Consider the following 14,967-nt stretch of genomic DNA (forward strand, 5'->3'; position numbering starts at 1 on the left):
TCGCCGCTTCAGCGATAGGCTGTGTGCATGAGCAGCACTCGCCCCGGCCCTGTCATCCTCATCGTGGAACCCTCCGGGGGGTCGAGCCGGCGCCACAACCCGGAACTCGCGATGCTCTACGCCGACGACCTGGGGGTGACCAGAGGAGACGGAATCTTCGAGACCCTCCTGGTTCGGGACGGCTCAGCCCGGAACCTGGAACGCCACCTCGAGCGGTTCGCCGCTTCCGCACGGATGCTGAGCCTCCCCGAGCCGAACGCCGCGCAGTGGGCGAAGACGACGGCCGAGGCCGTCGCCGATTGGGTGGACTCCGGTGGCGACGAGGCGGCGTGCGTCTGGACGTACACCCGCGGGCGGGAATCCACGGGCCGGCCGACCGGCTGGATCACCGTGAAACCCGTCTCCGAGAAGGTCCTCCGCCAGCGGCGCGAGGGGGTGTCCGTGCTGACGACCCCACGCGGGTACTCGATCACCCCGACGCTCCCGGAGCGGGGCGCCGGTGGCGGGGAGACGCCACCCTGGTTGGTCACCGGCGCCAAGACACTGAATTACGCGGCGAACATGGCGGCCCTCCGGTACGCCGCGGCCAAAGGTTTCGATGACGTCATATTCACCGACGACGGGCGGGTCCTGGAGGGGGCGACCTCGACGGTGGTCACTGTGACCGGGAAGACGCTGCGGACCCCACCCCCGGGGCGGGACCTGCTGCCCGGAACCACGCAGGCCGCGCTCTTCAGCTACGCCGGGACCCACGGGTGGACCTGCCTCGAGGAGCCCGTGGACGTCACCGATCTGCTGTCCGCCGACAGCGTGTGGCTGTGCAGCTCCGTGCGCCTCGCGGTGAGGGTGGTCCGCATCAACGACAGACAGCTCCCGGAGACGGCCGCGGTGGCCGGGATCCGGGAGCTGTTGACGGCTGCGCTCAGCTGAGCGGGAGTCAGCCCATGAAGCGCTTGAGCTGGGCCGACATCCTGGGGTGCAGGGCGCCGTCGACGAGGCGCTCGTCAACCCATCCCAGATCGTTGTTGGGCAGCAGTCCGTAGAGCCGCTTTCCCGGCCCGAGGGTCGACGGACCCGTCGCCGTCACCATCGTCGAGGCGCTCTCCAGCTGCCAGGCCCGCTCGGTGATCGGCTCGCCGTAGAGGATCTCCACGACGCCGGTGGAGTGGCAGCAGATCAGCTCGATCTCGTCCTTCTCGCTGATCCGCAGGAAACCGGTCTCCCGCTGATCGGCACCGGCGGGCTTCCCCTCATCGTCGAGCTTCCAGATCCTCGACTCATAGGAGATGTAGTTCTCGCCGTCGTGCGCGAAGGTGAGCTGCTGACCGAAGTTGTACTGGCCGTCCGTGGCGGTGTCCGCCTGGCCCTCACCGCGCCACACCCCGATCAACGGCAGCAACGCCAGGAGGCCATCGTGCAGACTCGGCCCCTGACGCAGGTTGGCTGTGTCGTCCGGCACCGGGAGATCACCGAGCCCCGGGATGTTCCGGCCCGCGGTCTGCTGCGCCTGCTCCGCGGCCAGGTTCACCGCGTCGCTTCCGTTCAGCGGCGCGCCTGGGCCGGTCTGGCCCGCTGCGGCGGCGTCGGCGGGGGTGTCGGGACGGGGGCTTTCCGGGCTGGGGTTCGTCGAGTCATCCATGGGCTACAAGCCTAGCGGTCAGGCCACCGTCGTGTCCCGCCGGTGTCCCCGGTCAGCTGGGCGGCGCACCGGCCCCCGGGAGCGCCCCCGGTCCCGGGCCGACCGGAAGAATCGGGGTCTCGCCGACCACGACGTTGCGTTGCCGGGACTCCAGGTAGATGGAGCCACCGGAGCAGAACACCTTGTCCACCCGGGTGGGCAGCGGTAGGTCCTCTGTCCGGAGCCGCCAGGTGAAGATCGAGCGGACCTCGTCCGTGCGATCCTCGGGCACGCCCACGAGCCGGTACGGGGTCATCGTCAGATCGGGTCCCTTGATCCGCAGCCGCACGTAGACCGTCACCGGTCGGTCGAACCCGGGTGGTGTGCCGGTCAGGCGCGCCTCGGTCGCCGGTTGTGCCGCGGGCGAGATGTCGGTCGGGTGGGCGATGTCGAGGTCCGTGACCCCGATCCGTGTCCCGAGGGCGACGCCGTCGAGCCGTACCGTCCGGGCTATGACCGATGCCGGCGCACCGATGATCTCCCCGCTGAGAACCCGGTCGCGGGTGAGCTCGAGATCACGGATCTCGGTGCGCAGGTTGGCCGTCCCTATCCCGTCGACCTGTACGTCCCCCGCCTCGACGACGACGGTCGGCACCACGTGCGTCACCAGTGCTCCGAGATGGGGGAGACCGCCGACCGTCACCCGCGGGCTCTGGTCGATGTCCTCGTCGGCGCGGACCTCCGCGGAGATCCTCCGTTCGGTGTGCACGGCCGCGGCGGTGTCGACGGTCCATAGGACGGCGAGCAGGACCACCGCGGACAGCAGCAGTCGGCGGAGCGGGGATGGTTTCACACCTCCAAGGTTTACCGCACGTGGTCCCGACGGGTTTTCACTAGCCTGGGAACCCATGGAGATCCGTACGACGACACCCACCGATTCAGCCGCCCCCACCCCCGCCGCGGAGATCCGGCGCCTCAACGCCACCGCCGCCGCACACGACGGCATCGAACCGTTCTCGGAGCAGTTCCTCCTCGGCCTCGATGATGGCGGTGACCGGCAGCACCGCCACGCGACCGCCCGGACCGGCACGGGTGAACTCGTCGGCGCCGCGGCCTCCGACGGCTCAACCATCGAGCTGGCGGTGGCTCCGGAATACCGCCGGGACGGGGTGGGTACCTCCCTGTACGGGGCGCTCTCTTCCGGGACTGACACGGTCTGGGCCCACGGGAACCTTCCCCCGGCCGTCGCATGGTGCCGGAAACAGGGACTCGAACCGGTCCGGGAGCTGCTGGTGATGGGGGTCGGGGGTCGGAATCTCGCCGTCGCCGCCGAGTCCGTGGAGCGGGAGGGCTTCCACGTCATGGATCTGGACAGCTCCCGCCGGCGGTACGGTGTGGACCACGTCGACGGAGAATGGCTGCGCGTGAACAACGAGGCGTTCAACTGGCACCCCGAGCAGGGTGGATGGGACGCCGACCGGCTCGCCCGCGGCCAGGACACCGACTGGTTCGACCCGGCGGGTGTCCTGTTGTTCTGGAGTGGTACGGACGATTGCGACGACGGAGGTCCGGCCCCTGAGTTGGCGGGGTTCCACTGGACCAAATGGCACGGGGACGACGGGGCGGGGCGGAAGATCGGCGAGGTCTACGTCGTCGGGCTCGCCGACGGGTTCCGCGGGCGGGGCCTCGGCGGGCCGCTGATCGCCTCCGGGCTCCGCCACCTGGCGGGCAGGGGAGCCGACGAGGTGATCCTCTACGTGGAGACGGACAACACCGTCGCCGTGGCCGCGTATGAACGACTCGGTTTCGACGTGCGCGAACGTCATGCCGCCTACGGCTCGCCGGAGTAGTGCGCGTGGGTGACGATCTTAGTGGTGAGCAGGGAACAATGGGGGATCCCCGCGGTAGTTCCCGCAGCTTTCCGTCCGAATTAACCTGCTGTTCACCGACAGTGCCCGACCGGGACACCTGCGCCCTCTAGCTTGATGGATGAGGCAAGCGGACCACACCCCTGCCCCGGCCGGTCGGTGTGGTTCATTTTTCCGCCGTGAAGTTCCTTTTCGCGGCATCACCAGGGAAAGCTGCCGCGAACAGCCCAACCACACCCATGGAGGAATTCCACAGTGATCCGCAACCGTTCCCGTCGCGCCGCCCTTCTCGGTGGCATCGCCGTAGTCTCACTCGCAGCGACCGCCTGCTCCGAGTCCGCTGACACCACCGCCACCGGTGGCGGAGAAGGCTCCGCAGCAGTCGAGGGCCTGTCCGGTACCACCGGAACGCTGTCCGCCGAGGGTGCATCTTCGCAGCAGAAGGCCATGGACCTCTTCGGCACCGTCTACCAGCAGCAGGTCCCCGGCACCCAGTTCAACTACACCGCCTCCGGCTCGGGCTCGGGTCAGAAGCAGTTCATCGCCGGTCAGGTCGCCTTCGGCGGATCCGACTCCCCGCTCTCCGACGAGCAGGTCCCCGAGGCCGCGAAGCGCTGTGGTGGCAACGAAGCATGGCACCTTCCCCTGGTCATCGGCCCCGTGGCCGTCGCCTACCACCTGGAGGGTGTCAGCGATGACATCGTCCTTTCCCCCGAGGTCATCGCCAAGATCTTCAGCGGCAAGATCAGCTCCTGGAACGATCCGGCCATCGCCGAGCTGAACGACGGTGTCGACCTGCCCGACACCTCCATCAACGTCGTCTACCGCTCCGAGGAGTCCGGTACCTCCGACAACTTCCAGAAGTTCCTGAAGGCCTCCGCCCCGGGCGAGTGGGACACCACCGGCAAGTCCTTCCCCTCCGCCACCGGCGCCGGCGCCAACGGCTCCAACGGTGTCGTGACCGAGGTCTCCAAGACCGACGGCGGCATCACCTACGTCGAGGCCGGCTTCGCTACCGAGCAGGGCCTGAACATCGCCCAGATCAACTTCGGTGAGGGCGCCGTCGAGCTCAACGACAAGAGCGTCGGCAAGGCTCTCGACAACCTCAGCTACAAGACCGAGGGCCACAACATGGTCGTCGACTCCACGAAGCTGTTCGAGATGAAGAAGGAGGGCGCCTACCCGCTCGTCCTGACCACCTACGAGATCGTCTGCTCCGCGGGCTACGACGAGGAGACCTCCAAGATGGTCAAGGACTTCCTCCACGTCGCCCTCAACACCCAGAACGAGCGCCTCGAGAAGCAGGGCTACATCCCGGTGTCCGGTGACTACGCCAACAAGCTCCAGGACGCCGTCGACGCGATCCAGTAAGACCCCCACCTCGTGCCCCGGTCGCCCCGGGGCACGAGCCCCTTTTCTCCACATCTCACGAGGACACACATCAGACATGACGAAGCCACTCTCCACATCGGGGCGTAGCCGACCGGGTACCCAAGGAGACGCGGACACGGTCGAACCGACCATCGCCGACACCCCGGTCGGATCCGGTAACGACAAAATACACGCAGCAGGTACGGCACACCGGCGCAACGACCGGATCTTCAAGGGGATCGCCACCACCTCGGCGGCCACCATCACGGTCCTGATCGCGGCCATCGGCTTCTTCCTGCTCTGGCGTGCGGTCCCCGCGCTGATGAACAACGCCGACGGCCTCACCGGATTCTTCACCTACGGCGGGGACTGGAACACCAGCGACACGAGCGCGATGCTGTTCGGCATCCCGAACCTCCTCGCCGTCACGGTGACCGTCTCGCTCGTCGCACTGGCCCTCGCGATGCCGATCGCCCTCGGTGTCGCCCTCTACCTCTCCGCCTATGCGCCCGAACGCCTGCGGAAGCCCCTCGGGTTCCTCGTCGATCTCCTCGCTGCGGTCCCGTCCATCGTCTACGGCCTCTGGGGTGCCGCGGTTCTCGGCCCGGCACTCGGTGGGGTGTTCGAGTGGATCAACGCACACGCCGACAGCTTCTTCCTCTTCCGGCACTACGCCAACTCCCCGGCATTCTCGACCTCCCGCAACGTGCTCACCGGTGGTGTCGTGCTCGCCATCATGATCCTCCCGGTCATCGCAGCCACCGCCCGTGAGGTGTTCGTCCAGACCCCGGCCGGGCACAAGGAATCCGCCCTCGCCCTGGGGGCCACCCGCTGGGAGGTCGTCAAGATGACGGTTCTGCCCTTCGGGTTCTCGGGCTACATCTCCGGATCCATGCTCGGTCTCGGCCGGGCACTCGGTGAGACCATGGCCCTCTATCTCGTGGTCTCACCGTCCTCCGCCTTCCGTGCCTCCCTGTTCGACGGCGGTACGACCTTCGCCACCGCCATCGCGAACGCCGCACCGGAATTCAACGACAACCTCAAGGCGGGCGCCTACATCGCGGCCGGCCTGGTGCTGTTCCTCCTGACCTTCGTGGTCAACGCAGGTGCGCGCGCCGTGATCAAGAACAGGAGCATGTCCTGATGAATGCAACCTCCCTCTCCCAGGACAACGCGGCCGGGCACGACGTCATCGGCACCACGCCCACCTTCCCCAAGCTCTCGTCCTCGCGCCGCAACGCCAACGCGATCTCCAAGTGGATCATCCGGGTCTGCATGGTCACCGCCCTGATCCCCCTCGTCTGGATCCTCGCCGACGTCCTCATCAAGGGCCTGAAGGTCACCCTCACCCTCGACTGGTGGACGAAGTCGCAGCTCGGTGTGCTCTACACCGAGCCGGGCGGCGGCATGGTCCACGCCATCATCGGCACCCTGGTGCAGTGCGGCGTCGCCTCCGTGTTCTCCATCCCGATCGGCGTGTTCACCGCCGTCTACCTCGTCGAGTACGGCGCGAACAACAGGCTCTCGAGGATCACCACGTTCATGGTCGACATCCTCACCGGTGTCCCCTCGATCGTCGCCGCACTGTTCATCTACTCGGTGTGGATCGCCCTGTTCGGGTTCAACCGGTCCGGTTTCGCCGTGTCCCTCGCCCTCGTGCTCCTCATGGTGCCCGTCGTCGTGAGGACGACCGAGGAAATGCTCCGCATCGTCCCCCAGGACCTCCGCGAGGCGTCCTACGCACTGGGTGTCCCGCGGTGGAAGACCATCGTCAAGATCGTGCTGCCGACCGCGTGGTCCGGCATCGTCACCGGCATCATGCTCGCCATCGCCCGGATCATGGGCGAGTCCGCCCCGGTCCTGATCCTCGTCGGATCGACGCAGGGCATCAACTGGGACCCGACCGGGAACTCGCAGTCCTCCCTCCCCCTGATGATGCTCGACATGTATCGCGCCGGCACCTCCCCGGCCGTCGTCGACAAGATGTGGGGAGCCGCCCTCACCCTCGTCCTCCTCATCGCGGTACTCACCATCACCGCCCGCATCCTCTCCATCCGGGTCACCGGAAAGAAGAAGTAACCCGGCCTCCGGCCCCGCACCCAGATCCGCACATCCTGGAACAGAAGGACACACAACAAAATGGCCAAGCGCCTCGATCTCAAGGACGTCAACATCTACTACGGCGATTTCCACGCCGTGCAGAATGTCTCCCTCAAAGTGCCGCCGAACGCCGTCACCGCGTTCATCGGCCCCTCCGGGTGCGGCAAGTCCACGGTGCTCCGCACGCTCAACCGGATGCACGAAGTCACCCCGGGCGCGACGGTCAAGGGTGAGATCCTCCTCGACGGTGAGGACATCTACGCACCGAACGTCGACCCGGTCGCCGTCCGCAGCACCATCGGCATGGTCTTCCAGAAGCCGAACCCGTTCCCGACGATGAGCATCGAGGAGAACGTGGTCGCCGGCCTCAAGCTCGCCGGTGAGCGCAACAAGACCAAGCTCAAGGAGGTCGCGGAGCGCTCCCTGCGCGGTGCGAACCTCTGGGAGGAGGTCAAGGACCGCCTGGACAAGCCCGGTTCCGGCCTCTCCGGTGGACAGCAGCAGCGCCTGTGCATCGCCCGCGCCATCGCCGTCGAACCCGCCGTCCTGCTGATGGACGAGCCCTGCTCCGCCCTCGACCCCATCTCCACCCTCGCGGTAGAGGAGCTCATCGACGAGTTGAAGCAGGACTACACCATCGTCATCGTGACCCACAACATGCAGCAGGCCGCACGTGTGTCCGACCAGACGGCGTTCTTCTCCCTCGAGGCCACCGGTAAGCCGGGTCGTCTCGTCGAGGTCGGTCCGACCAACCGGATCTTCGAGAACCCGCAGGAGAAGGAGACCGAGGACTACATCTCCGGTCGTTTCGGATAGCTCCGACCGACGAGAGACCCGGGTCCGCCCACCGTGATGGTGAGTGGACCCGGGTCTCTCGTCGTACAGCGTCGACCGGGAGCGTGGACCGTCAGTGACCGCCCCGGGAGAAACGCCGCTCCAGTTCCTCGAAACGCCGCTCGATGTCGGCCTCCGCCTCATCCTCGCGGCGCTTCGCCATGTAGTCCCGCGGCATCAGACCGGTGGACAGGTAGACGATGCGGCTGGCGACATTCACCGCGTGGTCCGCGTAGCGCTCGTAGTAGCGGCTCAACAGGGTGACGTCCACCGCCTCGGTGGTGGAGTACGGCCATTCCCGCTTCGTCAGAACCGTGAACAGGTGCTCGTGGAGATCATCGACGGCATCGTCATCGGCACCGAAGACGAGGGCGACATCGACGTCCGGGTCGATCAGGATCTCACGTACCTTGGCGCTCATCTCCAACGTGACGCGGGACATCTCCTCGAAGTAGCCGGTCAGGGGACGGGGTACCGCAGGTTCCGGGTGCCGACGGCGGGCTGTCCGGGCGACGTGCTTCGCCAGGACACCCATCCGGTACATGTCCTCGACGATGTAGATGGATGAGACCACCTGGCGTAGATCCCGCGCCAGGGGGCCCTCGAGGGCGAGCAGCTGCACCGCGCGTTCCTCGCAGCGGAGCCGGACCACCTCGAGATCGTCGATGAGGGACAGAGCCTTCTCGGCGGACTGCAGATCCTGTTTGAGCAGGGCGTCGGACGCATTGCTCATGACAGAATGAACCTGGTCACACATGATGATGAGGTCATGGGCGAAGGCGTCGAGGTGTTCCCGGTATGAGGTGCGCATAACTGCAACTATAGAGGTATCGACACCGGTCCGCCCGCCGACCGGTGGGCCGATCCAACGCGGTCAACCGTGCGCTGCGGAGAAGCTATCCGCCGGAGTTGTCGATGTCGGCACCGACCGGAACGGTCTCATCCTCGGGATCATCGAGCCAGCCCTCGGGAAGAACCACCTTGCCGGGTGAACCCTGCCGACCGCGGGGTCCGTCCGCGTCATCCGGCAGCGCGTCCGAGCCGAAGAGTGGTTCGAGATGGGAGTCCAGCTCCGCAAGGGACGCCACCCCGGCCAGTGCCCGTCGGACGTCACCGCCGACGGGATAGCCGCGGAAGTACCAGCCGACGTGCTTGCGCAGGTCGCGGCATCCCTTGGTCTCCCCGTCGTGCTCCACGAGGAGCTCCGCGTGCCTGCGGATGATCGTCGCGACCTCGCCGAGCGTCGGTTGCGGGGGGAGCTGACGCCCGGTCAACTCGGCGGACAACTCCGCGAACAACCAGGGCCGGCCGAGACAACCCCGGCCGATGACGACGCCGTCACAGCCGGTCGCGTCCATCATCCTCCGCGCATCGGACGCCGCGAAGATGTCACCGTTGCCCAACACGGGTACGTCGGTGTCGGAGAGGTGCTCCTTGAGCTCGGCGATACGCGACCAGTCCGCGTGCCCGGAATAGCGTTCGGCCGCTGTCCTGCCGTGGAGTGCGACGGCCCGGGCACCGGAATCCACGGCGATCCGACCGGCGTCGAGGTGCGTGAGGTGCTCGGCGTCGATGCCGACCCGGAACTTGACTGTCACGGGTATGTCCGTGCCCTCGGTCGCACGCACTGCCGCGGAGACGATGTTGCCGAAGAGCCGTCGTTTGTAGGGGAGTGCGGCACCTCCGCCCCGCCGGGTGACCTTCGGTACCGGGCACCCGAAGTTGAGGTCGATGTGGTCCGCCATGTCACGGTCCACGATCATCCGGGCCGCCCGGTAGGTGTATTCGGGGGCCGTGGTGAACAGCTGCAGGGACCGCGGGTTCTCGTCCGGGGCGAACGTCGTCATGTGGAGGGTCTTCTCGTTACCCTCCACGAGCGCCCTGGCGGTGACCATCTCACACACGTAGAGACCTGCGACGCTGCCCATCTTCGACCGTTCCTGCTCCCGGCACAGCGTCCGGAAGGCGACGTTGGTGACCCCGGCCATCGGGGCGAGCACCACCGGGGAACCGAGGGACAGGGTGCCGATGGTCAGGGCGGGGGAGGAAGCGTCAGTCACGCGCCCATTGTCGACGGTCGAACCCCTTGGGGACAAACCGGAATCGCCCCGAACCCCGGGACAGCGGAACGGGAGTGTCCCGGAGCGGCAGCCGGGAGTGATCTGAGCCACCGTCCGACACCATAAGAGGGGGGTTTGGGGGTGCAATCATCCAGGTTGTAGCAGGAAAGTAGTGGAGTATGGGGGCGACGTGGGGGGCGGCGATGTATCGTGGGCCACGTAACTAAAACGCCGGCGGAGCGGGGAGATCACAAGCTTTCACCCTGTTCGTACGGCAGACCGCATCTCTGGATGCCGCTCGTCGGCTGCCAGACACCCAGGAGGAAATTAATGTCTGACCGGATCGCAAACGCTCAGCTCAAGGGCAAGATCATGTCGGCCGAAGAGGCCGCCCAGTTCGTCAACGACGGAGACAAGGTTGGTATCTCCGGCTTCACCGGCGCCGGCTACCCGAAGGCCCTCCCCAAGGCCATCGCTGAGCGTGCCAAGGAGGAGCACGCCAAGGGGAACAGCTACATGATCGATCTGTTCACCGGCGCCTCCACCGCCGATGACTGCGACGGGATCCTGGCTGAGGCCGACGCAATCCGGTTCCGCACCCCCTACCAGTCCGACCCGACCCTGCGGAACAAGATCAACGACGGCACGACCTTCTACGCCGACTACCACCTGTCCGAGTCGGGCATGTACGTCGAGCAGGGGTTCTTCGGTCAGATGAACGTGGCCATCGTCGAAGCCACCCGCATCACCGATGAGGGCCACATCGTGCCGTCCTCCTCCGTCGGCAACAACGTCGAGTACCTGGACGCCGCCGAGAAGATCATCATCGAGGTCAACTCCTGGCAGTCCGTGGAGCTCGAGGGCATGGCCGACATCTGGCGGATGCCTTCCCTGCCGAACCGCGTCCCGATCCCGCTGACCGAGGCCGGCCAGCGCATCGGCAAGACCTACATCGACATCGACCCGAACAAGGTCGTAGCTGTCGTCGAGACCGACGCTCCCGACCGCAACGCCCCCTTCAAGCCCGCCGACGAGATCTCGCAGAAGATCGCCGGCAACTTCCTCGACTTCCTCGAGGGTGAGGTCCGGGCCGGCCGCCTGACCTACGACGGTTACGTCATGCAGTCCGGCGTCGGCAACGTCCCCAACGCTGTGATGGCCGGTCTGCTCGACTCGAAGTTCGAGAACATCAAGGCCTACACCGAGGTCATCCAGGACGGCATGGTCGACCTGATCGACGCAGGCAAGATGACCGTCGCCTCTGCGACGTCGTTCTCGCTCTCCCCCGAGTACGCCGAAAAGATGAATGAGGACGCCAAGCGCTACCGCAACACCATCATCCTGCGTCCGCAGTCGGTCTCCAACCACCCCGAGGTCGTCCGTCGACTCGGCCTCATCTGCACCAACGGACTGGTCGAGGCCGACATCTACGGCAACGTCAACTCCACCAACGTCACGGGCTCCCGCATGATGAACGGTGTCGGTGGTTCCGCGGACTTCACGCGTAACGGCTACATCTCCTCCTTCATCACCCCGTCTGAGGCAAAGGGCGGCGACATCTCCGCCATCGTGCCGTTCGCCTCCCACATCGACCACACCGAGCAGGATGTCAAGGTCATCATCACCGAGTACGGCTACGCCGATCTCCGCGGCCTCGCACCGCGTCAGCGTGTGGATAAGATGATCGCCCTGGCGCACCCGGACTACCGTCCGCTCCTCCAGGAGTACTACGACAAGGCGCTGCACCTGGCCAAGGAGAAGAAGATGATGCACACCCCGCACGTCCTCTCCGAGGCTCTGAGCTTCCACCAGCGTTTCCTGGAAACCGGCTCCATGAAGAAGACCTCCAAGAAGTAGCACCCCATCCGCGGGCGTAGGGCCGGTTCAGGCTCTCCGGCTGCCGCAGACGGGGAAAACCTAAGCGTCCTCCGGGCCCCATCGATCATCTGATGGGCACAGGGGGCGCTTTCGCGTGCCTGTGGGGCCTACCGAGGACCGTGGATGGTCAGGTCCTCAACGGACCGACGACTTGAATTCGGGGCGTGCGCAGGCAACAGATGTCACGACCGAAGCTTAAGGGAGTAATAAAAATGTGATCGGCTACCAGCCGTCGTAAAGAATGATCTTTTTAGGAAGTAGATCTGAAGATGTCTAGGCTAAAAATAAAGCAATTCACATACGGTAATTTTGATTGCTGACGAAACTTGCGACGGTATAGTCGAGCTAGTTTAAAAGAGGCAGTGTCGGGTGGGGAAGTTCTATTTCAGATTTCGCACCATGCCCGCAGGTGAAGGCTGATTATTGGCCGGTCGGGGTGGTGCCCCGTCGATGTCGGGATGGTGTCGGTAGAGCATGTACGGGGGTGGGGGGTAGATACGCTGATGTGCGGCTCGGTAGGGTCTGTCGGACGAAGCCGCTGGTGGCGGGCGGTGGATCCGGTGAAGGGTTGAAAGATGTGATAAACCTTAAGGAATCAGGGGGTAGTCGGTTTCAATCAGGTATCGGTGCGGTTACGATCATCACATAGATCTGTCTCGTGGCTGGCCTGTCGGGCCCGTACCTGGTGGGTCGACGTAAACAGGAGCCCTACGGCTCAACCGTTCATGAATCGAGAGGAACCAATGATAAGACAACTGAGCCGGGCGGGGGCGGTGCTGTTCGCGATATTCCTTATCGCGACAGCTGTCGTCGTCGCACCGGCAACCGCGAGAGCGCAAGGTGGTGGCGGTAGCCAGTTCAGCGTCCTCCAGGACGATAATGCGAGGATTAAGTTCCGTGCTGTGGAGAAGAGTGGTTCAGAAAATAAAATCGTTTACTGTGTCGATACAGACTACAGCTTCCCCGCGAATCCACATGACGAGATTACTCGGAACAAAAACAACTACGTCAGTTCAGTTTTTGACTATGCCGACATTGGGTCAGACGTTCCTCTTGGTCGGATTTCGTCTGAACAGATGCGTAAGGTGGCCCTAGCAGCCGCTCTCGGTAAAGCTCTTCAGGAGGGTCAGTCCCATCCGCTCCTAGATGAGGAGACGTTTCCGGGTGATCTAAAGCAGAAAGAGATTGGCACCCAGCTTGTGGTATGGCGTTTTGGTGAGCTGAAAGACGGCACTTACGAGAAGACTCTGAAAGACGACCATCTCGATGGGCCTCAATATAGTGCTGCAAGAGATATTGAGAACAAGCTTCGTAAGATTGTCAATAACGCGATCGCAAGTGGGAACGAGCCAACGAACATTAAGATTCAGTATTTTGTTTGGTCGCCGACGAATGGATCGGGAAACAATCAAAACGGTACGACAACGGGGCCCGGATGGCAGAACTTCATAGTAGTTTGGTTTGAGGGTCCTCCGACGACGTCGACTGTGGTAACTCCGACGACGACGACTCAGAGCACCACTACGACGTCGACTGCTAGTACTGGTTCGACGACGACTGAGCACAGTGGTACGACGACGACTGCGACGGAGACGAAGACCGTGACCACGACGCCGCCGGCGTCGACGGTGACGGTGACTGAGACGACGACTCCGTCGACGGTGACGGTGACTGCGACGACGACTCCGTCTGCGACGACTGAGACGGTGACTGAGACGACGACGTCGGTTCCGCCGACGGCGACGACGACGGTGACCCCTGTTGCGACGACGACGTTGACCTCGACTGAGAAGACGACGTTGCCGGGTACGACGGTTACTGAAACCAGTACCGCCCCCGGTACGACCGCTCCCGGTACGACTGTGACGACCACTGTTCCGGGTAGCACTGTTCCTGGTACGACGGTGACGACGACCGCTCCGGGTACGACTGCCACGGAGACGACGACTGCTCCGGGTACGACTGCCACTGAGACGACGACTGCTCCGGGTACCACCGTGACGACGACTGCTCCGGGTACGACGGCAACGACCACGGTTCCTTCGACCACGGTGACTGCTACCACGACTGCGACGACGACGGCTTCGGGTACGACTGCGACGGAGACTGAGACGACGACGGCTTCGGGTACGACTGCGACGGAGACTGAGACGACGACGGCTTCGGGTACGACTGCGACGGAGACTGAGACGACGACGGCTCCGGGTACGACTGCGACGGAGACTGAGACGACGACGGCTCCGGGTACGACTGCGACGGAGACTGAGACGACGACGGCTCCGGGTACGACGGCTCCCGTCACCACGGTGACTGAAACCACGACGGCGCCTCCGGCGACGATGACGGTTACGACCACTCCGGTTACTCCGACGACTGCGACGATGACCGAGACCACGACTGTCACCCCGACCACCGGCACTCAGACCGTCATTGTGAAGACGACCGTCACGGAGACTCCGGCTACGGAGACTGAGACGGAAACGACCACGGAAGGTACGGCGACGACTGTCACCGCGTCTACGACGGAGACCACTACGGCGACCAACATCACGACGGCGCCTGGTACAACCGTGACGACTACGGCCCCGGGTACCACTGAGGTCACCACGGTTCCTTCCGAGACTGTGACGACCACGGCTCCGGCTACGTCGGCTACGACGACGGTGCCGGGTGCAACGGTGACCATCACCAGTGGAACGACCACTGAGGCGACTACGACTCAGGTTGTCGGTTCCTCCGGGTCCTCGAACGGGCTCGGTTCCTCTGATAACGCCGGTTCAGCTGGTGCAGCTGGCTCTGCCGGACTCGGTTCTGCCGCGCTTGGTTCTTCAGGACTTTCGGGTGCGTTTGGTTCCAACTCCGGTAGCTCTGACAGGTGTGTCTACGGGTCCTCGAACATTCTCGGCTCCCTCGGGCTGGGTGGATTGTTCGGAAGTAGCTCGAGTGATTGCCTGCCGGGTGGTTCTTCGGGTCAGGATGGTTCGAATGGTTCCGGTAACGACAACGGTTCCGCGGTTGATTGTGACTACGGTTCGACCGGTGTGTTTGGTTCGTCGGGTCTGTCCGGTGTGACTGGTTCCGGCAACGGTGCGAGCGGTTCCAATGGTTCGAATGGTTCCGGTAACGGTTCCAATGGTTCGAATGGTTCGAGTGATTGCCTGCCGGGTGGTTCTTCGGGTCAGGATGGTTCGAATGGTTCCGGTAACGACAACGGTTCCACGGTTGATTGTGATTACGG

13 protein-coding genes and 1 pseudogene are annotated in these 14,967 nt (G+C 64.7%); 8 read left to right on the forward strand and 6 right to left on the reverse strand.

The genetic code is table 11. The annotated features are described in order from the left end of the window. Positions 1-27 precede the first annotated feature (27 nt). A complete protein-coding gene (locus JDV75_RS11670) occupies positions 28-930 on the forward strand; it encodes an aminodeoxychorismate lyase (protein WP_198739405.1) in 903 nt (300 codons plus the stop codon). A gap of 7 nt (positions 931-937) precedes the next feature. Here the strand turns inward: JDV75_RS11670 and JDV75_RS11675 are convergent, their stop codons facing one another. Together JDV75_RS11675 and JDV75_RS11680 are read right to left on the reverse strand one after the other, a co-directional pair. Next, positions 938-1,639: a heme-binding beta-barrel domain-containing protein gene (locus JDV75_RS11675; protein WP_198739406.1), complete on the reverse strand. Its 702-nt coding sequence runs from the start codon at positions 1,637-1,639 to the stop codon at positions 938-940. A 52-nt stretch (positions 1,640-1,691) separates the two neighbouring features. Then, positions 1,692-2,471 (reverse strand): LmeA family phospholipid-binding protein, encoded by a 780-nt coding sequence (locus tag JDV75_RS11680; RefSeq protein WP_198739407.1) that lies wholly within the window; start codon positions 2,469-2,471, stop codon positions 1,692-1,694. A gap of 55 nt (positions 2,472-2,526) precedes the next feature. Here JDV75_RS11680 and mshD point away from each other — a divergent pair, with 55 nt between their 5' ends. The 5 genes from mshD (at position 2,527) to pstB (ending at position 7,773) form a co-directional block, all read left to right on the forward strand. Beyond that, positions 2,527-3,468: a mycothiol synthase gene (gene mshD / locus JDV75_RS11685; protein WP_198739408.1), complete on the forward strand. Its 942-nt coding sequence runs from the start codon at positions 2,527-2,529 to the stop codon at positions 3,466-3,468. A 276-nt stretch (positions 3,469-3,744) separates the two neighbouring features. Then, positions 3,745-4,857: a phosphate ABC transporter substrate-binding protein PstS gene (pstS, locus tag JDV75_RS11690; protein ID WP_198739461.1), complete on the forward strand. Its 1,113-nt coding sequence runs from the start codon at positions 3,745-3,747 to the stop codon at positions 4,855-4,857. Between the two features lie 76 nt (positions 4,858-4,933). Further along, complete coding sequence (pstC, locus tag JDV75_RS11695) at positions 4,934-6,001, forward strand: phosphate ABC transporter permease subunit PstC (RefSeq protein ID WP_198739409.1); 1,068 nt, start codon at positions 4,934-4,936, stop codon at positions 5,999-6,001. Next, a complete protein-coding gene (pstA, locus tag JDV75_RS11700) occupies positions 6,001-6,936 on the forward strand; it encodes a phosphate ABC transporter permease PstA (protein ID WP_198739410.1) in 936 nt (311 codons plus the stop codon). The genes pstC and pstA overlap by 1 nt, the downstream gene beginning before the upstream one ends. Positions 6,937-6,996: 60 nt before the next feature. After that, positions 6,997-7,773: a phosphate ABC transporter ATP-binding protein PstB gene (gene pstB, locus JDV75_RS11705; RefSeq protein ID WP_198739411.1), complete on the forward strand. Its 777-nt coding sequence runs from the start codon at positions 6,997-6,999 to the stop codon at positions 7,771-7,773. Positions 7,774-7,864: 91 nt separating this feature from the next. Here pstB and phoU read toward each other — a convergent pair whose 3' ends face one another. Both phoU and dusB read right to left on the reverse strand, forming a co-directional pair. Continuing rightward, a complete protein-coding gene (gene phoU / locus JDV75_RS11710) occupies positions 7,865-8,602 on the reverse strand; it encodes a phosphate signaling complex protein PhoU (RefSeq protein ID WP_198739412.1) in 738 nt (245 codons plus the stop codon). Positions 8,603-8,687: 85 nt separating this feature from the next. Beyond that, positions 8,688-9,851 carry a tRNA dihydrouridine synthase DusB gene (dusB, locus tag JDV75_RS11715; protein ID WP_336244339.1) on the reverse strand — a complete coding sequence of 388 codons (1,164 nt, stop codon included), beginning with the start codon at positions 9,849-9,851 and terminating at the stop codon, positions 8,688-8,690. Between the two features lie 330 nt (positions 9,852-10,181). Here dusB and JDV75_RS11720 point away from each other — a divergent pair, with 330 nt between their 5' ends. Then, a complete protein-coding gene (locus JDV75_RS11720; RefSeq protein ID WP_198739413.1) occupies positions 10,182-11,708 on the forward strand; it encodes an acetyl-CoA hydrolase/transferase family protein in 1,527 nt (508 codons plus the stop codon). A gap of 1,531 nt (positions 11,709-13,239) precedes the next feature. Here JDV75_RS11720 and JDV75_RS11725 read toward each other — a convergent pair. Beyond that, on the reverse strand, positions 13,240-14,142 hold the full coding sequence (locus JDV75_RS11725; protein WP_198739414.1) for a hypothetical protein: 903 nt from the start codon (positions 14,140-14,142) through the stop codon (positions 13,240-13,242). Between the two features lie 6 nt (positions 14,143-14,148). Next, a complete protein-coding gene (locus JDV75_RS11730; RefSeq protein WP_198739415.1) occupies positions 14,149-14,415 on the reverse strand; it encodes a hypothetical protein in 267 nt (88 codons plus the stop codon). Here JDV75_RS11730 and JDV75_RS12060 point away from each other — a divergent pair. Beyond that, positions 14,408-14,967: pseudogene (locus tag JDV75_RS12060) on the forward strand (hypothetical protein); the annotation flags it as partial. The gene JDV75_RS11730 and the pseudogene JDV75_RS12060 sit on opposite strands and share 8 nt — an antisense overlap.

The sequence above is a fragment of the Corynebacterium meridianum genome (genome assembly GCF_016342265.1).
Taxonomy (GTDB): Bacteria; Actinomycetota; Actinomycetes; order Mycobacteriales; family Mycobacteriaceae; genus Corynebacterium; species Corynebacterium meridianum.

Coding starts and splice junctions, on each gene's coding strand:
- JDV75_RS11670 (WP_198739405.1), top strand. CDS start 28: ATGAGCAGCACTCGCCCCGGCCCTGTCATCCTCATCGTGGAACCCTCC.
- pstA (WP_198739410.1), top strand. CDS start 6,001: ATGAATGCAACCTCCCTCTCCCAGGACAACGCGGCCGGGCACGACGTC.
- JDV75_RS11720 (WP_198739413.1), top strand. CDS start 10,182: ATGTCTGACCGGATCGCAAACGCTCAGCTCAAGGGCAAGATCATGTCG.
- pstC (WP_198739409.1), top strand. CDS start 4,934: ATGACGAAGCCACTCTCCACATCGGGGCGTAGCCGACCGGGTACCCAA.
- phoU (WP_198739412.1), bottom strand. CDS start 8,602: ATGCGCACCTCATACCGGGAACACCTCGACGCCTTCGCCCATGACCTC.
- JDV75_RS11675 (WP_198739406.1), bottom strand. CDS start 1,639: ATGGATGACTCGACGAACCCCAGCCCGGAAAGCCCCCGTCCCGACACC.
- pstB (WP_198739411.1), top strand. CDS start 6,997: ATGGCCAAGCGCCTCGATCTCAAGGACGTCAACATCTACTACGGCGAT.
- mshD (WP_198739408.1), top strand. CDS start 2,527: ATGGAGATCCGTACGACGACACCCACCGATTCAGCCGCCCCCACCCCC.
- JDV75_RS11730 (WP_198739415.1), bottom strand. CDS start 14,415: ATGGTCACCGTTGCACCCGGCACCGTCGTCGTAGCCGACGTAGCCGGA.